This is a genomic window from Pseudomonas sp. G5001 (assembly GCF_013385475.1).
Taxonomy (GTDB): Bacteria; Pseudomonadota; Gammaproteobacteria; order Pseudomonadales; family Pseudomonadaceae; genus Aquipseudomonas.
On the sequence record NZ_JACAPZ010000002.1, the window covers coordinates 1 to 19,111 of the forward strand.

At 57.4% G+C, this 19,111-nt stretch carries 20 protein-coding genes and 1 pseudogene; 15 read left to right on the top strand and 6 right to left on the bottom strand.

Translation table 11 applies throughout. The features are described from left to right. Window positions 1-146: 146 nt before the first annotated feature. Complete coding sequence (locus HX805_RS01015; RefSeq protein WP_087693365.1) at window positions 147-668, bottom strand: DUF3087 family protein; 522 nt, start codon at window positions 666-668, stop codon at window positions 147-149. Between the two features lie 153 nt (window positions 669-821). On the opposite strand from HX805_RS01015, the gene HX805_RS01020 reads away from it, so the two are divergent. Beyond that, window positions 822-995, top strand: a complete 174-nt coding sequence (locus tag HX805_RS01020; RefSeq protein WP_173883076.1) for a hypothetical protein — start codon at window positions 822-824, stop codon at window positions 993-995. Window positions 996-1,019: 24 nt separating this feature from the next. Beyond that, window positions 1,020-1,214, top strand: coding sequence for a DUF6021 family protein (locus tag HX805_RS01025; protein ID WP_003210890.1), 195 nt, complete (start codon window positions 1,020-1,022; stop codon window positions 1,212-1,214). 35 nt (window positions 1,215-1,249) lie between these two features. Here the strand turns inward: HX805_RS01025 and HX805_RS01030 are convergent, their stop codons facing one another. Next, entirely contained in the window at window positions 1,250-1,495 is a 246-nt protein-coding gene (locus tag HX805_RS01030; protein WP_023658994.1) for a DUF6555 family protein, read from the bottom strand. Window positions 1,496-1,653: 158 nt separating this feature from the next. Here HX805_RS01030 and HX805_RS01035 point away from each other — a divergent pair, with 158 nt between their 5' ends. The 5 genes from HX805_RS01035 to HX805_RS01055 all read left to right on the top strand — a co-directional run bounded on the left by HX805_RS01035 (window position 1,654) and on the right by HX805_RS01055 (window position 6,639). Next, window positions 1,654-2,484, top strand: a complete 831-nt coding sequence (locus HX805_RS01035; protein WP_102368642.1) for an arylamine N-acetyltransferase — start codon at window positions 1,654-1,656, stop codon at window positions 2,482-2,484. A 123-nt stretch (window positions 2,485-2,607) separates the two neighbouring features. Beyond that, a complete protein-coding gene (locus tag HX805_RS01040) occupies window positions 2,608-3,360 on the top strand; it encodes an outer membrane beta-barrel protein (protein WP_003210885.1) in 753 nt (250 codons plus the stop codon). Between the two features lie 236 nt (window positions 3,361-3,596). Beyond that, entirely contained in the window at window positions 3,597-3,965 is a 369-nt protein-coding gene (locus tag HX805_RS01045; RefSeq protein WP_177116516.1) for a cytochrome c5 family protein, read from the top strand. Between the two features lie 77 nt (window positions 3,966-4,042). Then, window positions 4,043-5,371: a D-arabinono-1,4-lactone oxidase gene (locus HX805_RS01050; protein ID WP_177022923.1), complete on the top strand. Its 1,329-nt coding sequence runs from the start codon at window positions 4,043-4,045 to the stop codon at window positions 5,369-5,371. Between the two features lie 59 nt (window positions 5,372-5,430). Continuing rightward, a complete protein-coding gene (locus HX805_RS01055; protein WP_177022924.1) occupies window positions 5,431-6,639 on the top strand; it encodes a DSD1 family PLP-dependent enzyme in 1,209 nt (402 codons plus the stop codon). A gap of 127 nt (window positions 6,640-6,766) precedes the next feature. Here HX805_RS01055 and HX805_RS01060 read toward each other — a convergent pair whose 3' ends face one another. After that, entirely contained in the window at window positions 6,767-7,708 is a 942-nt protein-coding gene (locus HX805_RS01060; RefSeq protein WP_003219185.1) for a transporter, read from the bottom strand. A gap of 203 nt (window positions 7,709-7,911) precedes the next feature. On the opposite strand from HX805_RS01060, the gene HX805_RS01065 reads away from it, so the two are divergent. Beyond that, window positions 7,912-8,949, top strand: a complete 1,038-nt coding sequence (locus HX805_RS01065; RefSeq protein ID WP_008430730.1) for an AraC family transcriptional regulator — start codon at window positions 7,912-7,914, stop codon at window positions 8,947-8,949. A 111-nt stretch (window positions 8,950-9,060) separates the two neighbouring features. Then, window positions 9,061-9,498, top strand: coding sequence for a carboxymuconolactone decarboxylase family protein (locus tag HX805_RS01070; protein WP_003219182.1), 438 nt, complete (start codon window positions 9,061-9,063; stop codon window positions 9,496-9,498). Window positions 9,499-9,696: 198 nt separating this feature from the next. On the opposite strand, the gene HX805_RS01075 is transcribed toward HX805_RS01070, so the two are convergent. Next, window positions 9,697-10,461: a helix-turn-helix transcriptional regulator gene (locus tag HX805_RS01075; RefSeq protein WP_003219180.1), complete on the bottom strand. Its 765-nt coding sequence runs from the start codon at window positions 10,459-10,461 to the stop codon at window positions 9,697-9,699. A 99-nt stretch (window positions 10,462-10,560) separates the two neighbouring features. Between HX805_RS01075 and HX805_RS01080 the strand changes: the two genes are divergently transcribed. After that, window positions 10,561-11,691, top strand: coding sequence for an MFS transporter (locus tag HX805_RS01080; protein WP_003219178.1), 1,131 nt, complete (start codon window positions 10,561-10,563; stop codon window positions 11,689-11,691). On the opposite strand, the gene HX805_RS01085 is transcribed toward HX805_RS01080, so the two are convergent. Then, window positions 11,681-13,843 (bottom strand): TonB-dependent siderophore receptor, encoded by a 2,163-nt coding sequence (locus HX805_RS01085; RefSeq protein ID WP_177116517.1) that lies wholly within the window; start codon window positions 13,841-13,843, stop codon window positions 11,681-11,683. The two genes, HX805_RS01080 and HX805_RS01085, sit on opposite strands and share 11 nt — an antisense overlap. Before the next feature lie 190 nt (window positions 13,844-14,033). Between HX805_RS01085 and HX805_RS01090 the strand changes: the two genes are divergently transcribed. Further along, window positions 14,034-14,813 carry an acetoin reductase gene (locus HX805_RS01090; RefSeq protein WP_177081427.1) on the top strand — a complete coding sequence of 260 codons (780 nt, stop codon included), beginning with the start codon at window positions 14,034-14,036 and terminating at the stop codon, window positions 14,811-14,813. Window positions 14,814-14,946: 133 nt separating this feature from the next. Here the strand turns inward: HX805_RS01090 and HX805_RS01095 are convergent. Continuing rightward, a pseudogene (locus HX805_RS01095) lies at window positions 14,947-15,099 on the bottom strand (helix-turn-helix domain-containing protein); the annotation flags it as partial. A 677-nt stretch (window positions 15,100-15,776) separates the two neighbouring features. Here HX805_RS01095 and HX805_RS01100 point away from each other — a divergent pair. The 4 genes from HX805_RS01100 (at window position 15,777) to HX805_RS01115 (ending at window position 19,055) form a co-directional block, all read left to right on the top strand. Beyond that, on the top strand, window positions 15,777-16,871 hold the full coding sequence (locus tag HX805_RS01100) for a D-alanine--D-alanine ligase (RefSeq protein WP_177116518.1): 1,095 nt from the start codon (window positions 15,777-15,779) through the stop codon (window positions 16,869-16,871). 11 nt (window positions 16,872-16,882) lie between these two features. Continuing rightward, the gene (locus HX805_RS01105) at window positions 16,883-17,593 is read left to right on the top strand and encodes an aspartate/glutamate racemase family protein (RefSeq protein WP_003219167.1); all 711 of its coding nucleotides are present in this window, start codon (window positions 16,883-16,885) and stop codon (window positions 17,591-17,593) included. Window positions 17,594-17,597: 4 nt separating this feature from the next. Further along, window positions 17,598-18,443, top strand: a complete 846-nt coding sequence (locus tag HX805_RS01110; protein WP_177081429.1) for a hypothetical protein — start codon at window positions 17,598-17,600, stop codon at window positions 18,441-18,443. A 129-nt stretch (window positions 18,444-18,572) separates the two neighbouring features. Further along, window positions 18,573-19,055 (top strand): hypothetical protein, encoded by a 483-nt coding sequence (locus tag HX805_RS01115; RefSeq protein WP_003219163.1) that lies wholly within the window; start codon window positions 18,573-18,575, stop codon window positions 19,053-19,055. The last annotated feature ends 56 nt before the right edge of the window (window positions 19,056-19,111 follow it).

Below are 19,111 nucleotides of genomic sequence, written 5' to 3' on the forward strand. Positions count from 1 at the left end.
GCCGGAGTGAGGGCACACCGAGCCTAGGCGAGGTGCCGAGTGGTGGGGCAAGAGCGTTTTGCTTACTTTTGCGCTCTTCAAAAGTGAGCCGCTGTAAGAGCGGAACCCATATCAGCCATCACCCAAATAACGGATATGCCCCCCAATCAGCGAGCCTTCACAGCCTCAACCCAATCCGGATCCAGCCGCGTCTGGTCAGGCTCAATCCCCAACCCCCGCATCTTCTCCAGATGCTCATCAACCTCCCGCACCAACTGCGCCTGAGAACTCGAATTGGCATCCAGTTCGTGCATCTGCATCAACCCAAGGTGATAAAACCGCAGCAACTTGATCGCCACCGGATCATTCGCCTTCACCCCGTCAGTCACCTTGTGCATCACATTCGTCACACTCATCAGGCTGCGCTTGAGCTGCCACCCATACACCGCCGGCGCGAACCAGGCCTGGTTCCAGAACGGCCCCCGCACCAGCCCTACGGTAATCAACACCCCGGCAAACACCCCGCCCACATTAAAGCGAAAATTATCCCCCCCAGGCTCACCAAACAGCATCACCGCCAGGCTGGAAAGCACCATCGCCAACACCACAAACAACCCCGCGACTATCAACGTACTGCGTCGCGTCTGCTGGCGAAAAACAATCGGGTCGCACGGTTTGAGCTCAAACATCCAGGGTCAGTCTCCATGGCACAAGTAGGGTTATAACGCCGGCCAGCATCTTCTCATGCTTCACCCGTCGGAGTGACGGTAATCAGGTTGAACGATGGATCAGCGCAATTTCTCTAACCCCTGTAGGCAACCGACCCCCAAGTGAGGTGAACCATGACCCGGTACCAGCAACAGTCGCCCGGCACACCCAACCCCGACCGCACGCCCGGCGAAGAGGAGCGTGACAACGACGCCCTGCGCCCCAACGACCCGGCCGAACGGCAAGACGAAGAAGAGCAGGTCGAGGAAGACCTGGAAAACCTGCACGACAAGGCCCGCCCGCTGTAGACCCGGCGCGCCAAGGAGGTAGTTATGACTAATCGTACAAGCGGCCCGCATTCATCCGAGCATTCCAGCGGCAAGGACGAATTGGGTTTCGACCCCGATTCCCCGGACGTCGCAGACCCACAGGTCGACCCGGTAGGTCCCGCCATTGCCCCGTTGGACAAGCCAGAAAAAACCGGCAAGAAGCCGGCCTATGATCCCCTCGGTGATCTGAAAAAGTGAAACAAGCCCCGCCGTCGTGCGGGGCTTTTTATTCCTCAACCAAGCCGTTTCGGGGCTGTCCATGTCACCTCGGTGATGCCGAACTTCTCCGCCCAGGGACGAGTGGTCTTTTTCACCCGCTCGTGGCCCGGCCGGCCTATCCGCCCCACGTGGGCAATGTCGGCGTCAACGGCCGCCCAATGCCACGCTTCGGCGTTGTTCATGACCTCGGCACGCACCACAAAGGTTTTTGGTTCGCCGTGTAGCAAGTAGTGGATGGTGTAGATCATTGCGGTACTCATGATGCCTCCCTGTCTTGTAGTGAATGGATATAAATCAGTTCAGAAAGGTTCAGAAAGTTTGTGCATCTGAGGGCTTGCATTTGATTCAACCCACAATTGGCAAATAACCGCCGTCAGGGTATTAGTGGTGCTTTCGCCACCGACTCCAGGATTGCGTCATGCCAGAGCTGACCCACAGCCGCCTCTACCTGCAACGTCTGGGCTACGACACGCCGCCTCCGCCCACCCTGCAAACCCTGCAGGATCTGCAGTTGCGCCATGTCAGCACCTTCGCGTTTGAAAGCCTGTCGACCCTGCTGCACGCACCGGTGCCGATCGATTTGCCGAGCGTCGAACAAAAAGTCCTGTTCGACGGCCGTGGTGGTTATTGCTACGAGCTGAACCAGCTGTTCCTGGCCTTGTTGCAGGAGTTGGGCTTCGAGGCGCGGGGCATTACCGGCCGTGTGGTGATGGGGGGGCCACCCGATGCACTGACGGCGCGCACCCATCGGCTGAGCCTGGTGACCCTGGACGGCGTGCGTTACATCAGTGATGTCGGCTTTGGTGGAATGGTGCCCACCAGTCCCTTGCAACTGGACACCGATGCCACCCAGGCCACCGCCCATGAACCCTATCGCCTGAGCCTGGAGGAGGGCAGCTACACCTTGTGGGCGCAGGTCGCCGGTGAGTGGCGCGGCTTGTATGTGTTCGACCTGCAGGTGCAGTCACACTTCGACTACGAGATCGGTAACTGGTACGTCTCCACCCATCCGGATTCGCCGTTCCTCGGCCAGCTGAAAGTCGCACTGATTGGCCCGGGATTTCGCCGCACGCTGAACAACGGGCAGTACGCGATTCACTACCTGGACCGGGCCAGCGAAAAGCGTGCAATCGAGGACGTCGAAGAGTTGCTGAACCTGTTGCAGGCCAGCTTTGGCATTCGCCTGCCGGCGCATCCGCAGTTGCGGTCAATTCTCGGTCGTTTGCTGGCTCCCGTCCAAGACGCTTGATATAGAGCCTTCGCTGAACCGTTTTACCTCGAAAAAGGTGCAAATTAATTCGAACCTTTCGCCAAAACGAGGGTTCGAAGCGTTTCCTGAATAATTTGCCACCTGCAATGGAGACGTAAAACGATGTCCAAACTATTCGGAAAGATCCTCAAGAATTCCTCGGTCCTGGCCTTGATCGCGGCACCTGGTGTGGTGTTCGCCGCAGCGCCGACCGACCCGATTTCCACCTTCGGGATCCTCGGCAGCTACAACGACTTCAAACTCGAGGGCGGTAGCCAAAGCGACAAGGACCACATGCCTGAAGCCGGCCTGTTCTATAACTTCGGCAACAAGCTGACGGCTGAATCCGGCTTTATCTACCAGGCCGGTATCGAAGCCAAGTACGGCGAGAAGAGCGACAACAAGCTCAAGGAAGGCCAGGCCGACCTCGACCTCGGCTGGCGTGCCGCGCTGGATGCGCGCAACTTCGTCGACGTGCTGGTGGGTGGCGGCTACAGCTGGACCCGCTACGAGCCGGACTCGGGCGACTACGACATGAAACTCACCAACAAATCGCCGTTCGCCAAAGCGGCCCTGGGCTACAACCACCAGTTCGACGACATGACCATGCGTGTTGAACTGGGCGCCCGCCATACCATCGACGGCCGCGCCAAGCTCAAGGTCGACGGCATCGGCAGCGACACCGTGGACCTCAAGGACCGCACCAACCCGTACGCCGAAGTCAGCCTGCTGATGAACCAGAAAGGCGATCTGCCAGTGATGGCGGGCCTGTACTACACCCGCACCGAGTACAAGCTCGATGACGATTCGTATGTGGCCGACAACACCAAGCTCAAGCGTGACGAGTATGGGTTCAAGGTCGGTATAGCCTTCTAAGCCCACCTCGATTCTAACGGTGGGAGCGGGCTTGCTCGCGAATGCGGTGTATCAGTTAAAAATTTGGTGACTGACACACCGCATTCGCGAGCAAGCCCGCTCCCACATTTGATCGGCGTTGCGGCTCAATCAACTGTCCGCCCAAGCCCCCCTTTCTGTCCCCCAATACCCTCAACGCCGCGCCCTGGCTGCCTTAGTGTGGATCACGCTTTCACACAATAAGAGAGAAGGTGGCTATGCGGGCAATCAACCCCCGTCGCATCAGTCTGCTGCTGGCCGTGACCTGCCTGCTGACAGCCTGTGACGACAAACCGAAACATCCCCCCGAACGCGCCACGGCGGCCAATGCCATGCCCGGCGACGCAGCCCTGGCCCAGGTCTACGACACCAGTTGCAAGCTGTGCCACGCCAACCCGGCCTCCGGTGCGCCGCTGACCGGTGACGGCCCGGCCTGGAGCCCGCGCATCGCCCAGGGCCCGGACACCCTGCTGGACCACACCATCAATGGCTACAACGGCATGCCCCCGATGGGGCTGTGCGTGCAGTGCTCCGAAGCGCAATTCCTGGGGCTGATCAGCTTTATGTCGGGTCAACACATCCAATAAGAATAACGGGGTACGCGATGGGGCTTTCACGGCGAGAATTATTGCAGCGCGGCGCGGTAGCCGGCGCGTTCATGGCATTGACCAGTAACCCGGTACTGGCCCAGCTGGCCCGGGCACCGCGGCTGATTCCCTGGCGCAATTGGTCGGGGGCGCAAACCTGTCTGCCCCTGGCGCGGCTGGCGCCGAAGAACCTTGATGAACTGGTGCAGGTCATCGGCCAGGCACCGGGCAAGGTGCGGCCGGTGGGCTCGGGCCATTCGTTCAGTGCCCTGGTGCCCACCGACGGCACCTTGCTGTCCCTGAGTTACTTCAATGGCCTGCTGGATCACGACCCGCAAACCGTGCAGGCCACCTTCGCCGCCGGCACGCCGATGTCGCGCATGGGCCAGGCCTTGAAAGACGTCGGGCAGGCGCTGCCGAACATGGCGGATATCGACTACCAGACCCTGGCCGGGGCGATCTCCACTTCCACTCATGGCACCGGTGTGGGCTTCACCTCATATTCCGGTTGCGTCACCGGCCTGCAACTGGTGACCGCCCAGGGTGAGGTGCTGGAATGCGACGCCAAGCGCCACCCCGAGGTGTTCAGTGCCGCGCGGGTGTCCCTCGGCGCCCTCGGCGTGGCCACCCAGGTCCGCCTGCAAAACCGCGCACCGTACCGCCTGCGGGAGCGCCAGTGGATCGCCAAGACTGAAGAACTGCTGGAGGACGTGGCAAAGAACACCCGGGAAAACCAGCACTGGGAAATGCTCGTGGTGACCCATTCCGACTACGCCCTGTCCATCGCCCTGAACGAAACCACCGACCCCGAAACCCCGCCCATCGACCCGGCGGAGGCGGGCGGCAACGAGTTTGTGTCGATCATCGAGAAACTCGACAAATACGGCAGCGATTTCCCCGAGGCCCGGCGTACCTTGCTCAACAGCCTGCGCTTTTTTGCCAGCTTCGATGACCGCGTGGCCGAGTCGTTCCAGGTGTACGCCAACGTGCGCAACGTGCGTTTCAACGAGATGGAATATTCGGTGCCCGCCGAGCACGGACCGGCGTGCCTGCGGGAAATCCTCAAGCTGATCAACGACAAGGACCTGCGCACCTGGTTTCCCATCGAGTACCGCTACGTCAAGGCCGATGACATTCCGCTGAGCATGTTCGAGGGCCGCGACAGCTGTTCGATTTCCGTGCACCAGCACTACACCATGGACCACCACAACTTCTTCGCCGCCGTAGAACCGATCTTCTGGAAATACGCCGGTCGCCCGCACTGGGGCAAGTTGCACACCCTCAATGCGCGCACTTTGCAGCCGCTGTATCCGCGCTGGGAGGAATTTACCCGAGTGCGCCGCGAGCTGGACCCCAGCGGTAAATTCCTCAATGCGCACCTGTCGTCTATTCTGGGAGTGGTCTGATGAACCGCAGACATTTCATGCTCGGCACCGGCGTGTTGCTGGTGGGTGGTGCCATCTTGCTGAGGCCGGGCGACCGGGGCAGCCCTTACACCGAGTATTTCCGCAGCCTCAACCAGGAACTCAAGGCCCATGGGCCGATGCGCCCGGTGATGCTGATCGACCTCGATCGCCTGGACCACAACATCGACGTGGTGATGCAGTCGGTGCAGCGCGGCGGCAAACACCTGCGGCTGGTGGAGAAATCCCTGCCGTCGCCGGGGCTGCTGGCGTACATCGCCAAGCGAGCCGGCACCCAGCGCCTGATGTCGTTTCATCAGCCATTTCTGAATCACGACGCCCAGGTCTTTCCCGATGCGGACATCCTGCTGGGCAAGCCGTTGCCGGTGCGTTCCGCCGAGCTGTTTTACCAAACCCACAAGGGCCCGTTCGACCCGTCCCGGCAGCTGCAATGGCTGCTGGACACGCCCGAGCGCCTGCAACAATACCTGGCGCTGGCCCAGGGATTGGGCACGAAACTACGGGTCAATATCGAGCTGGATGTGGGCCTGCATCGCGGCGGCATCAGCGACAACGCGGTACTGGGGCAAATGCTCACGCTGATCAGCGCTCATCCGCAGCAGCTGGAATTCAGTGGGTTCATGGGCTACGACCCGTTCGTGGGCATGGGCGTGCCCGGGATTCTCGGCTCGCCCCAGGACCTGTTCGACAAAGTCATGCAGCGCTACAACGGCTATGTGGATTACACCCGCCAGCACTTTGCGCCGCTGTGGCGCGACGGGCTGACGTTGAATACGGCAGGCAGTCCGAGCTATCGCATTCACGAGCAGGAGAAGCTCAGCAGCGAGGTATCGGTGGGCACGGCGTTGCTCAAGCCGACGCACTATGACTTGCCGTCGCTGAGCGAGCATGTGCCGGCGGCCTATATCGCCACGCCCGTGTTGAAAAGCACCGGGCCGGTGGATATTCCGGCGCTGGACGGCAAGTCGCGGTTGTTCTCGTGGTGGGATGCGAATCAGCGCGCCACGTTCTTTATTTATGGGGGCAACTGGATGGCGGAGTTTGAATCGCCCAGGGGGTTGCAGAGCAATGACCTGTATGGGCGCAGCTCCAATCAGGAGATGGTCAATGGTTCGCCCAAGGTGGGGCTGAACGTGGAAGACCAGGTGTTTCTGCGCCCGACCCAGAGTGAGTTTGTGCTGCTGCAGTTCGGCGATTTGCTGGCAGTACGGGGCGGGAAAATCGTCGATACCTGGCCGGTCTACACCTGACAACGCCGTCCCACTGTAGGAGCGAGCTTGCTCGCGAAAAACCCAAGGACGACGCGTTCATCCAGACGGCCCGCGTTATCGTTGACGTTTTTCGCGAGCAAGCTCGCTCCTACAGTTTTTGCCGGGTTTACAAGGCAAACGGAATCGTCAACTTCGCCCACAACATGTCGCCTTCCGGCCGGTTCTGCACATCAAACTCCTTGGCCCAGCGCACCTCGGCACTCGCATACTTGAGGAAGGTGAAATACACCGCCGGACCGATCGCAAACACCTGGCCCTTGACCCCGTCATCCACATCTTCGCCATAGATGTTCACCACGGTATGCCCGTATTGCTTATCGTCGGTGGTCTGCTTGAGGTAGTAGCCGTTGAGCCCAAGGCTGAGGTTATCCGTCACCTTGTAGCTGGCCGAGTAGTCGAAGTGAAAAATCTGCCCCGACCGGTAATGGGTGTCGGGGTTTTCCTTGTTGAAGCTGTAGGTGGTCTTGATCGACAGCTCAGTGCGCTCGTTGGGCATCCAGGTCGCCGACACCAACGGTTTGTAGGTGTAGAAATTGTTGCTGGTATTGGCCAGGCGCGTGGCGTCGTATTCGCCGGTGGGCAGGGTGATTTCCAGGGCGGTGCCCACTGTCAGGTTCTTGCCCAGGTCCCATAGGATGATCGGCGCCACGGTGGTGTCGCCCATGCTTTCCCGGGTGTCGGACATGCCGAACAGCGACACCTGTTGCTTCAGGTACGGCTGGGCGATGTAGCCGCCCAGGCGCCCGCCGAATACCCGCAACGGGCTGAGGTAATCCAGGCGCGGGATGATCGCGTCGGACTTGATCTTCACGTCCGGCACCTTGCCACCCAACGAGCTGATATCGAGCTTCCTGGCTTCGTAATGGTTGTAATAGATGTTGAAGGCGAACATGTGGTCGGGCAGGTTGTTGACGTCCAGCGGCAGGATGTAGAAGCCATCGGTGCCGGGGCCGATGTTGTCGACGCCGCCTTCGGTGGCCAGGGCCGGCAGGCTGATGAGGGTCAACAGGGCGAGTTGCACGGGGTAAAACGCACGGGTCGTGTTCATGTCTGGGCTCATTATTATTATCAGGACGACGCTGCCTATAGAAATAAGCCCTCGGCGCCCGGCGGGGCAGGGTATTGGCGGCCACATAGGGGGACTTTGGCGGACAGCTTTCATCCAGAGTGCAGCAGTTCTTGCAAGAGCCTATGATTGTCAGGATGTTTCCAAAACAAGAACTGAAGCACTCAGTCGGGAATCGAAGATCCATGCAAAGGAAAGCCGTTGATCCGCACTATGATCTGGCCCTGGTCTCGCCATTTCTGTTGCAAACCCTCGGCCAAGTGGTCGCGCAAAAAGGCGCGAGCGCCGAGCACCTGTGCCGTGGCCTGGGATTCACCCTGGCCGACCTGGACGACCCGGCCCAGCGCATTTCCTATCGCCAGGCGGTAGCGATGATCCAGCGTGCACTCAAGGTGTTGCCCGACCAGGGGCTGGGCCTGTGGGTAGGCCATCAGAACGTACTCGGCACCCTGGGCCTGCTCGGCCATGTGATTTCACTGTGCAAGACGTTGCGCGATGCGTTTGCCATCGGGGAACGTCATCAGCACACCTCCGGTGGTATCGCCACCTCGCGCACCCATGAAGGCCCCCAGGAAGTTTTCGTCGATATCGAATGCCTGCTGCCCTACGCCGAGGTGCAGGTGTTTGCCGCCGAGGAGTTTTTCGCCAGCCTGATGGTGTATGGCCGCGCCCTGGTGGGCGAGGGCTTCATGCCGCTGCGGGTCGAATTTATCCACGCCGCGCCCAGCTATGTCGCTGACTATCACCAGCTGTTGGGTGCGGATGTGCGTTTTGGCTGCCTGCATAACCGCATGGTCCTGGCCAGCCACTGGCTGGACGTGCGGCTGCCCAATCACCATGCCCTGGCCTTGCGCCAGGCCCTGGAACTGCTGGAACTGGAAAGCGCGCAACTGCATCAGAAAATGGATTTGATCCAGGCGGTGGAGCGCGCGATTTCCCGGGATTTGCAGGGCAGCCAGCTGGAAAAGGTCGCCAGTGACTTGAACATGAGCGGGCGTACCTTGCGCCGGCGCCTGACCGAGCATGGGCTGACGTTCGAGGGCTTGCTGGAACAGGTGCGCAGGGCAAGGACCATGGGCTTGCTGAGCAACCCGGGGTTGTCCATCGAACGGATCACCGAGGAAGTTGGCTACAGCGATGTGCGCAGTTTTCGGCGGGCGTTCAAGCGCTGGACCGGGCTGAGCCCCAGTGCGTTTCGCGGTGAAGGCGCAGGGCCGGGGTGATCGTCAGGATTGGCCCCATTGGCTACCTGATCTTTCCCCGGATTGGCTATTTGTCCAATGCCCCCTCGTCACTACTCTAGACACCAATCCCCACTGTTCTGGAGTATCACCATGCAAGCTCGTACCGACTTCTACACCGCCTCCCCGGATGCCATGAAAGCCATGCTGGCCCTGGAGGCTGCCGTCGGCAAACTGTCCATCGAACTGCCGCTGCTGGAACTGGTGCGCCTGCGTGTGTCGCAGATCAACGGCTGCGCCTTCTGCCTCGACATGCACACCGCCGACGCCCGCAAGGGGGGCGAGACCGAGCGTCGCCTGTACACCGTGTCGGCCTGGCGTGAAACGCCGTTCTTCACCCCCCGTGAACGCGCCGCGCTGGCCTGGGCCGAAAGCCTGACCCTGCTGAGCCAGACCCACGCACCGGATGCAGACTTCACCGAACTGGCCGCCCACTTCAGCCCGCAAGAGCAAGTCGACCTGAGCGTGGCGATCGCCACCATCAACAGCTGGAACCGTCTGGCGGTGGGTTTTCGCAAGATGCCTAAATAACCCGACAAGACGCCGGGATGACTGATCGTTCCCGCGCTCTGCGTGGGAATGCCGCCCCGGACGCTCTGCGTCCAGCGGGCGATGCAAGGCTCAAGTCTTGCGTACGGGTGACGCGGAGCGTCACGGGATGCATTCCCACGCAGAGCGAGGGAACGATCAATGAAGCCGATCTACCACCGGGTTACAGCCAGTCGGCATTCACTTGAAGTAACCCCGTGGCGTGGCGCCGGTCATGGCCTTGAAGAAGGCGATCAGCGCACTGTCACTGGCAAAGCCCAACTCAAAGGCGCAGTACCCGAGACTGCGCCCGGTGGCGAGCAGCTCGATGGCGCGCATCAGGCGCCACTGCTGGCGCCATTGCTGATAGCCCATGCCGGTTTCCCGCAGGAAGATCCGGCCGATGGTTTTGCCGCTGGCGGCCACCTGGCGTTGCAAGGCTTGCAGCTCCGGTGGCAGCGCGTCGAGGTTCTGCAATAACGGCGCCAGGCGTTTGTCCGTGGGCAGGGGCAGCAGCAGCGGTTGCTCGACTGCCTCGCGGATTTCACTCAGGCACAGCGCCAGCAAATGCGCGTATTTGCCCTGTTGCCAATCGGTGTCGAACGCCGCCATTGCCATGGGCTCCAGCACCGCCCGCAGCAGCGCACTCACCTCAATCACCCGCACTTGTGCCGGCAACTGCCCGGCCAATGCCGGGCTGACATACACCGAACGGTAATCCACGGTCTGTTGCATCACTGCCCGGTGCGGCACACCGCCGGGAATCCACGCTGCCCGAGTGGGCGGCAACAGGCACAGTTGGTTGGCCAGGGTAATGCGCGTGCAGCCCTGTTGGGTGAACAGCAATTGCCCGCGCTGATGCTGATGTACACCGGAGTCGTGATCACCCAGCAGGGCGGCGATGCCCACCACGGGCGCGTCGAAGCGGTCGGGATCGAAAGGTGTCTGCGCCGCCAGCCATGCCATGGGATGTCCGATTTCATTGATAAGGTGTCGAAGTCTGGATAATACGCCAGCTGCCGCTGTTTAGACTCCCTGGCCTGTTTACTCGTGAAGAGCGTCTGGATGATGTTGAAAAACTTGCTGGTGCTGGCGGTGGCGCTGCTGATGTTCCCGCAGATCGCACAAACCCTGTATAGCCCTGCGCTGGCGGATATCGGCCAGGCGTTTGCGGTAGGGCCCGAGGCGGCGGGGCAGACCTTGTCGGTGTACTTTCTGGCCTTCGCGTTCGGGGTCGTGGTGTGGGGACGCTTGTGTGACCGCTTCGGCCGGCGCCCGGTGATGCTGGCCGGGTTGGCCCTTTATGGCGCGGCCACAGCGCTGGCCTTGGGCGTGCGTTCGTTCAACGGCCTGTTGCTGGCCCAGGCGGTGGCGGCGTTTGGTGCGGCGGTGGGGTCGGTGGTGACGCAAACCGTGCTGCGCGACCGCTTCAGCGGTGCCGGGCTGGCGCAGGTGTTTTCAGTCGTGGGCATTGCCCTGGCGGCCAGCCCCGCCATTGGCCTGTTCACTGGCGCGGGCCTGGTGCAGCACTTTGGCTATCGCGGGGTGCTCACAGGCTTGTTGCTGCTGGCGCTGACGTTATTGGCCTGGTGCCTGTGGGCCTTGCCGGAAACCCGCCCGGCCTCGCTGCCCACAGCGTCGTTGCGCGGCACCCTGGGCCTGATGCTCAAGGATGCGGCGCTGTGGCGTTCGGTGGGGCTGGTCGCGGTCTTCAATATCGCGCTGTTCAGCTATTACAGCCTGGGGCCGTTTGTGTTCCAGCGCCTGGGGTTGTCTGCCGAGCAGTTCGGCTACAGCGGCGTCCTGCTGGCGTTGGGCTCGGGGCTTGGGGCCTGGCTCAACAAGGGGTTGCTCAAGCGCGGGGCCGGCAGCGAACAGCTGGTGCTGGCAGCCGGTGGCGTGATGTTAGTGGGCAGCGTGCTGGTGGTGCTGTTACAGGACCGTTGGCTGTTCGTGTTGCCGATGCTGTTGGTGGTCATGGCCTTCGGCATGGCGATTCCCAATGTCTTGGGGGCGGCACTCACGGCTTATCGCGACCGCCTTGGCACCGCCGGTGCCTTGTTCGGTTTGCTGTATTACCTGGTGATCGGGGTGGGGTTGACCCTGGCAGCCTGGGTCCAGCAGTTGGGCTGGACCCTGTTGGTGTGCGCCTTGGCGGCGCTATGCCTGGCGATCCCGCGTACCGTCAGAAATTGACCGTGGCACTCAAGCGCGCCGTCAACGGCGCACCCTGGAACAGGTAGTCATCGCCCATGTATTCGCCAGCATCGCGCCAGTAACGCTTGTCGAACAGGTTGTCGACGCTCAGGCGAAACACCGTTTCATAGCCATCGAGTTTGGTGGTGTAGCGGCTGCCGACGTTGACGATGGCGTAGTCGCCCACTTCCACATCACCGGTGCGATTGGCGTACTTGTTGGCGCTGTATTGCACGCCGCCGAGCAGCGCCAGGCCGTCGACCCAGGGCAGGGCGTAGTCGGCGTACAGACTGGCCCGCAGTTTCGGCACGTTGATCGCCTGATGGCCTTCGTATTCCGGCGTGCCGCTGCCCGTCACCCGTGCACGGATGGCCGCGACGCTGGCGGCGATCTGCAAGCGCTGGGTGGCCCAGCCGTTGGCGGACAATTCCAGGCCGGTGTTTTTCTGCTCGCCCTGTTGCACGTAGGTGTAGTCGCCGGCGGCGTCCGGCTTGGCGTACTGATAGGCCTGGCGAGTCTGGAAGATCGCGGCGGCAAAGCTGATGCGGCGCCAGTCGTATTTCACCCCGGCTTCGATCTGGCGGGAAACTGTCGGGGCGAGGGTTTCATCTTTATTCAGGGCAAACCACGGCGCGGTACCGCCCAGGGACAGGCCTTTGCTGTAGCTGGTGTAGAGCGACAGGTTTTCAATCGGTTTGTAGATCAGCGCCGCCTGGGGCAGGAACACATACTGCCGGGTGTGGCGCGACTCGTTGCCCTGATCATCGAAAGCCTTTTCGTCCAGGCGCACTTCGCGGCCGCCCACGATGGTCTGCCATTGCTCGTTGAAGCTGATGCGGTCGGTGACGAACAGGCCGTATTGGCGGCTGTCGAGGTTGCGATGGCTATCGTTCAGGGGCTTATCGGTGGGCGCGAAGTTTTCCGGGTCCTGATTGATATTGCCGGAACCAATCATCTCGTTGACCGATTCGCGCTTGTCCACCACTCGCCGAAACGCACTGCTGCCAAACGTCAACTCATGCCCCAGGCCACCGGTATTGAACAACCCGGTCATCGTGGCCTGGATTTCATCATCGCGCCGGGTGTCATCAGGGCTGCGGAAGTCATAGATATCGTAGTTGCCTTCCGGGCTGAAGTAGTTCGGTACCTTGGCCCCGGCACAGCTCGCGGACCCGTAGCAGCCCCACGCAAACGAACTGTAATCATCAATCACCACCTTGCTGCGCGCCGCGCTGACGCTGCCTTTCCACTGGTCACTGAAGCGATATTCAAACTTGCCGTTGAGGTTCAGCGAATCAATCCCTACCTGATTCGCACCGCTCTGATGCCCCAGCAGTTTTTTCGGCGACGCGTGGTGCGGCACCTCGGTCCCGCCCAGCAACTGATAACCCGGCACCGAGCGCTGTTGCTTGTTCTGATACTCGGCATCCAGCTGCAATACCGCGTCGGGGCTGATGTTCCAGTCGAACGCCAGGGACAGGAAATCCCGGTGGCCATTGGCATGTTCGACATAGGAATGCAGGTCTTCATGGGCCACGTTGGCGCGCAGGCCGAACTGCTGCTCGCTGCCAAACCAGCCGCCCACGTCGGTGGCCAGGTAACCACTGCCGCGATCATCGGTGGACACCGTCACCGAGCGCACATCCTCCGGGCGCTTGGTCACGTAATTGATCACGCCGCTGGGCTCGGAAATCCCGCTTTGCATACCCGACAATCCCTTGAGCAGCTCCACGCGCTGCTTGTTCTCCAGGGCAACGTTCTGCTCGCCGGTGATGGTGCGGCCATTGATCTTGTAACTGCTGGCGGCATTCAGCGAGAAACCGCGCACCACGAAGTTTTCGTAGTAGCCGATGGGCGCATAGCTGTCGCCCACCGAGGCGTCATTGCGCAGCACTTCGCTGAGCAAGCGCGCCTGCTGGTCCTTGATCAACGACTCGTTGAACACCGCGATCGAGGCCGGCGTGTCGAGCAACGGCGCCTCATTGAAAGCGCCCACCGACGCGGTGTCGGTGTTATAGCCGGATTCATCCTGGCCCTGGACCTTCACCTCCGGCAGCTCGATATCAGCCGCCTGGCTGCTTCCAATACCTGCGCTGAGCAACAGGCCGAGGGCAAAACGTGAAGGGGCAGCGGGGCGAAGACGCAAAACCATGGGGGAAGGCCTGAGAGCGCAGAGCGGAGGGCGCATAAGCTAGGCATAACGGCGGCGTTTTACAAGTTTTCGAGAATGGTTCGCTTTGAGACGACCCGTCTCAGCCCGCAGATCAATCCTGCTGCTGCTCGACAGCGGCCCCTGGCAACTGCGATAGACAAGACTTCTCTCACCGTTGAAGGAGATCGTCATGAGTATCGCTGGAAAAGTTGCACTGGTGACCGGCGCCGGGCAAGGCATCGGCCGGGCCATCGCCCTGCGCCTGGCGCGGGATGGCGCCGACATAGCGTTGGTGGACATCAACAGCGCGAAGATTGAAGCGGTGGCGGCCGAGGTGGTTGCACTGGGGCGCAAGGCCTCGGTGTATGTCGCCGATGTCTCGAAGCTGGAGCAAGTGGTCGCGGCGGTGGACCATGCCCACCAGACCCTGGGCGGCTTCGACATCATCGTCAACAACGCCGGCATCGCACAGATTGACGCACTGCTGGACGTAACCCCGGAACAGGTCGACCGCACGTTGCGTATCAACGTGCAGGGCACGCTTTGGGGCATCCAGGCCGCAGGCAAGAAATTCAAGGCGCTGAAGCAGAGGGGCAAGATCATCAACGCCTGCTCGATTGCAGGCCATGAAGGCTTTGCGTTGCTGGGGGTGTATTCGGCCACCAAGTTTGCCGTGCGCGCGCTGACCCAGGCCGCGGCGAGGGAACTGGCCAGTGACGGGATTACCGTCAACGCCTACTGCCCGGGTGTGGTGGGCACGGATATGTGGGTCGAGATCGACAAACGCATGGCCGAGATTACCGGCGCCGAGGTGGGGGCGACGTACAAGAAGTATGTGGACGGGATTGCGTTGGGCCGGGCGGAAACGCCGGAGGATGTAGCGGGGCTGGTGTCGTACCTGGCGGGGCCGGATTCGGATTACATGACCGGGCAATCGCCGTTGATTGATGGCGGGATTCTGTACCGCTGAGCTGGCGGAATCACTCGGTCAAAAAATGTGGGAGCGGGCTTGCTCGCGAAGGCGGAGTGTCAGTCACCGGAAATGTTGACTGGTACACCGCCTTCGCGAGCAAGCCCGCTCCCACATTTTTGACCGTGTTGGGTCAGTGCTTGCCGGGCATGTCGATACCCAGCTGGTTAACCCGCCGATACAAGGTCGCCCTGGAAATCCCCAACGCCTGCGCCGCCGCCAGCGGCTTCCACCGATGCCGAATCAACGCATCCAGCACCCGTTGCCGCTCCGGGCTCACGCTTTCCTGCTCTTCAACCGCAACCGCTTCATCGGGACATCTACCGATTGAATCACCTCTCACAAATCGCGCAGACATAGGCGGCGCGTGTAAGTACGCTCGCACAAAAAATATATAAGGATCAATTGAAGCTCTTTGGTGGATGTATCATCTCTGATTCTGCGAAATTTCCGTAGGACACTACTATTGTGCCTGTAGGGGTAATGTTATCTGTTGGTGAGTAAGTTGGCCTGAAAGTTGAATTTTTATGTGATTTATCAATTGCTTTTACTTTGTTTTTTTACGTATGCGGCTGATTTATAAGAGTAATTTTCTGTTGTGGTGTGGGTGGGCTTGGTTTTTTTCAAAAAAACTTCACATCTGAAGGGGTTGCATTAAGTGTTGTTTCATTGTTTTATATTTGTGCCTTCTGCTTTATATGGGTTCCAAGATTTATCTGGTACTGGTTCTTCTGAAGGTTCTTCGCCAGTTTATTTTTATCAGTATTGAGGATTTTTTTTGAATGCATGGTGGTGCTTCTTTTGAATTGTACTTCGCGATATTGACTGAATGATTTTGATAGGCTGAAATGCTTCGCCGGTTTTTAAGCTTGAGTTGCTACGTGATCAAATTTCGTTCTGATTGGTTTGCGCGGGAGCCTTGGCTATTGAGGATTTATTGTCGGCTTCCATGGAGGAAATAAAATGGGTGCTCTTAGTGTTTCGAGTAATATGGTTGAAGTGTCATTGATTTTTGGAGGGATGTCGCCGGAGCACGCCGCATCTAGGGAGTCCTTCAGCTATGTATATGATCAGTTGTGTACTGAAAATTGTGGTGTGTGTATAAGTCATGTTTATTATGTTGATTCTGATAATTATGTTAGTTTTTATGATTTTGACAGAAGTTGGCACTCTCGTGACTATATGGTCTCAAAGAATGCAGTGGATTATGCGACTTTCGCAAAGCATGTATTAGGTGCCAATGGTTATATCGTTAATCTTTTGCATGGTAATTATGGGGAAGATGGGCATATTCAAGGTTTGGCTAATATTGTTGGTCTTCGTGGTACTTTTGGGCCAGTTTTGCCGTCAAGTTTGGCAATGAGCAAAATTCACATGCAGTGCTACGTATCAGGGTCGCAAAGTACTATAAAAGTACCTGCGACGTTAACGTTAACAGACGCTAAGTCTTGTTCGGCAGTCGCGGAGATAAAAAATCTCTTTGATGGGCTTAAAGTAGTCGTTAAGCCTAACTCATTGGGGGCGTCTTTGTTTACTGAGCGATATACGGTTTCCGATATTGAAATATCTATAATAGAAGATAATCTGCGCGCTATATTCAAATATGACGAAAGAGCTTTGATTCAAGAGTTTGTTGAGGGTCAAGAGTATTCTATAGGATGCATAAGGCTTGATCATAAAGTCGTTGTGTTACCAGCCATTAGAATTGATACAAAGAGAGGCTTTTTTGGACATGAGGAGAAGCACCGGATTGGTAGCGCTGATGAGGTCCTGATGGAGGAGGATACTGTGGAGATCCTGCATATGAAGCGTGTTTCTCGGGACCTATTTGATGAGTTAGGTTTTTCACATATGTGCCGTTTTGATTACATTTTAACTCCAAGTGGTGATGTGTATTTTTTAGAGGCCAATCCAATCCCTGGGCTGATGCGTAATAGTATTCTTCCAAAAATGTTGAATGGATATGGGCTTTCCTTGGCAGATATGATACTTAACTTTGTCTCTCAGGATGATATGAAGGTTATGAGGCTTTCTAAAGTTGACTACACGATAGATTAAGGAGCAATGGCATGGAACGCATTGGTTTGATTGGAGGTGTAAGTTGGGTTTCTACAATGGAGTATTATCGTAGGTTCAATCTGATCGCGCAGGAAGCAGGTGGGCACAAATCGGCGGATCTTATGGTGTTTAGTCTAGATTTTAGTAAAATCCTAAAGTGTCAACAAGAAGATGATTTTAAAGGTGAGTTTGAGATTCTGTTAAGTGCGGCGATTAAGTTGGAGTGTGCGGGGGTAACCAAGATATTAATATGTTCCAATACCACTAGTAAGACTTGCGACTTGCTCAAAAATAAGATTTCCATTCCGGTTATAAATGTCATAGATGCAACGATTTCCGCGGTTAAGGCCTCTGGATTCAAAAAAGTAGGATTGCTGGGGACCAAGTATGTGATGGAACGTGGTTTTTATGTCGATAGATTTGGAGTGGAAGATATTGAGGTTTCTTTGCCGGAGGCGCATCTCCGTTATGCTGTCCATGCCGCGATTTATGATGACTTGTGTCTACATAATTTTTCCAAGAAAGCCAAGAGCGCGGTCTATCGAGCGATGGATAATCTGATTGATCAGGGTGTAGAAAGTTTAATATTGGGGTGTACTGAGTTGCCTTTGATTGTCGATGAACGATCAGAATATGGCGGGGTTGATTTGATTGACTCAATTGATGTGCATATTGCGGCGGCTTTAGGTCGCCAGAGAGTTTCAAGAGGCTTAGGGGGCTAGTTAATTGAGCTTCGTTCAAGGGTTAGCATTTCTGTCGATACTATTATGTGTTACTTTGAGAACTCTGTTCTTTCGAAGTGTAGCGAGTAAAGCTCTTCCAAAAACTACTGCTTGGGCGATTGGGTCTGGAACTACCTGTATTTGTTTATTGTTGTTTCCTATTGCTTGGGTAACTGGGCTGGCGAATACGGATATGCTCCTGAATGCGTCGGGAGCGATAGCGGGGCTAACTAAGGGGGGCTTGCTTACGATGCTCCTTGTTGTCCAGCAACAGATAATTGGCCGTAGCGTTTCTGCCACGGCATATATTTTTCCGATTGCAATCGGTGCGATAGTTTTTTTGGAGTATTGGCTTTTTGGTAGTCAGATATCAGGGCAGGGCATACTTTCAGTACTCGTTCTTTTTATAGGGGGGATTTGTTTTGTGATTTTTGGTCATCTGAGTTTTATGCCTCGGATTGATAAATTTAGATTCTATTTTATGATTCTCGCCGTAATAGGATTTGCTGGATGTGACAAGGTTGGAATACCAGCGTCTGGTTGGTACGTATATTTACTATATGTCGGAATTGGCAATTGGGTGTCCGCGCGATTTTTTATATATGAGAAGTCTGGAATGAGATTTGGTTTGTGGATGATGATCGCGTTGGGATGGACCATTCCTGAGTTAATTTTTAATTTTGCGCTGGCGGGGACTCTACCAGTTAGCTATGGATATTTAGCAATTTCGATGAGAGTTCCATTGCTTATGATCGTCGCCTATTTCTTATATAAAGAAGGGCGTGCAAAATCCCAAATTTTCTTTGGGGCTATCGCTTTTTTAGGAACCGTTCCACTTTTTATTAAATGAGGTGTGTTTATGGTCGCATGCGTTCCTTATTTCTGCCAATGGGAATCCCGACTTTTGGCTGCCGATATAATTTCTGGCGAGAAGACGGTTTCTGAGGATCCGCTTTGGATAAACTCTGGAGCCCGATGCGTGGATGAGTATGCATTGTGGGCTAATCACGTATGTGGCATGGCCTGCCTTAAGATGCTTCTTGCCGCCAAGACGGGTCTCGTTCACTCAACGTTCAGCCTTCTGGAAAAGGCGTTGGCCTACGGAGCCTACGTAGTCGATGGCGAAAGTATCCATGGGATGATTTATGCGCCGGCGATTGAGATGTTAAATAAAGAATTTGGTCTGAAGGCACAGATTGTCACCGGTATCTCTGCGGAGGAGATCAAGCCGATGTTTACTGACGGTCATTTCTTTATTGCGTCTGTGCACCCTTCTATTCGATGGCCTGAGCAAGAGCCGCCAAAGAAAGGAGGTCATCTTGTATTGGTAACAGACGCAACTGATGACTTCCTGAAGTTTCATAACCCATCGGGTCATAACTCACATTCGCAGGAAAACGTCGTCATGAATGCTGAGTCCTTCGGAAGGTACTTTGCGGGTCGAGGAGTCTTAATTAGATAAGAGTAGAAGTGGTTTTTGATAACGCCTGTCTGGGGTAGGCAGCTATAAGCTGCCAT

What these genes read in the sequence shown, in the direction of transcription:
- HX805_RS01015 (WP_087693365.1), bottom strand. Translation starts at nt 668, where the DNA reads ATGTTTGAGCTCAAACCGTGCGACCCGATTGTTTTTCGCCAGCAGACG.
- HX805_RS01020 (WP_173883076.1), top strand. Translation starts at nt 822, where the DNA reads ATGACCCGGTACCAGCAACAGTCGCCCGGCACACCCAACCCCGACCGC.
- HX805_RS01025 (WP_003210890.1), top strand. Translation starts at nt 1,020, where the DNA reads ATGACTAATCGTACAAGCGGCCCGCATTCATCCGAGCATTCCAGCGGC.
- HX805_RS01030 (WP_023658994.1), bottom strand. Translation starts at nt 1,495, where the DNA reads ATGAGTACCGCAATGATCTACACCATCCACTACTTGCTACACGGCGAA.
- HX805_RS01035 (WP_102368642.1), top strand. Translation starts at nt 1,654, where the DNA reads ATGCCAGAGCTGACCCACAGCCGCCTCTACCTGCAACGTCTGGGCTAC.
- HX805_RS01040 (WP_003210885.1), top strand. Translation starts at nt 2,608, where the DNA reads ATGTCCAAACTATTCGGAAAGATCCTCAAGAATTCCTCGGTCCTGGCC.
- HX805_RS01045 (WP_177116516.1), top strand. Translation starts at nt 3,597, where the DNA reads ATGCGGGCAATCAACCCCCGTCGCATCAGTCTGCTGCTGGCCGTGACC.
- HX805_RS01060 (WP_003219185.1), bottom strand. Translation starts at nt 7,708, where the DNA reads ATGAACACGACCCGTGCGTTTTACCCCGTGCAACTCGCCCTGTTGACC.
- HX805_RS01065 (WP_008430730.1), top strand. Translation starts at nt 7,912, where the DNA reads ATGCAAAGGAAAGCCGTTGATCCGCACTATGATCTGGCCCTGGTCTCG.
- HX805_RS01070 (WP_003219182.1), top strand. Translation starts at nt 9,061, where the DNA reads ATGCAAGCTCGTACCGACTTCTACACCGCCTCCCCGGATGCCATGAAA.
- HX805_RS01075 (WP_003219180.1), bottom strand. Translation starts at nt 10,461, where the DNA reads ATGGCATGGCTGGCGGCGCAGACACCTTTCGATCCCGACCGCTTCGAC.
- HX805_RS01080 (WP_003219178.1), top strand. Translation starts at nt 10,561, where the DNA reads ATGATGTTGAAAAACTTGCTGGTGCTGGCGGTGGCGCTGCTGATGTTC.
- HX805_RS01085 (WP_177116517.1), bottom strand. Translation starts at nt 13,843, where the DNA reads ATGGTTTTGCGTCTTCGCCCCGCTGCCCCTTCACGTTTTGCCCTCGGC.
- HX805_RS01090 (WP_177081427.1), top strand. Translation starts at nt 14,034, where the DNA reads ATGAGTATCGCTGGAAAAGTTGCACTGGTGACCGGCGCCGGGCAAGGC.
- HX805_RS01100 (WP_177116518.1), top strand. Translation starts at nt 15,777, where the DNA reads ATGGGTGCTCTTAGTGTTTCGAGTAATATGGTTGAAGTGTCATTGATT.
- HX805_RS01105 (WP_003219167.1), top strand. Translation starts at nt 16,883, where the DNA reads ATGGAACGCATTGGTTTGATTGGAGGTGTAAGTTGGGTTTCTACAATG.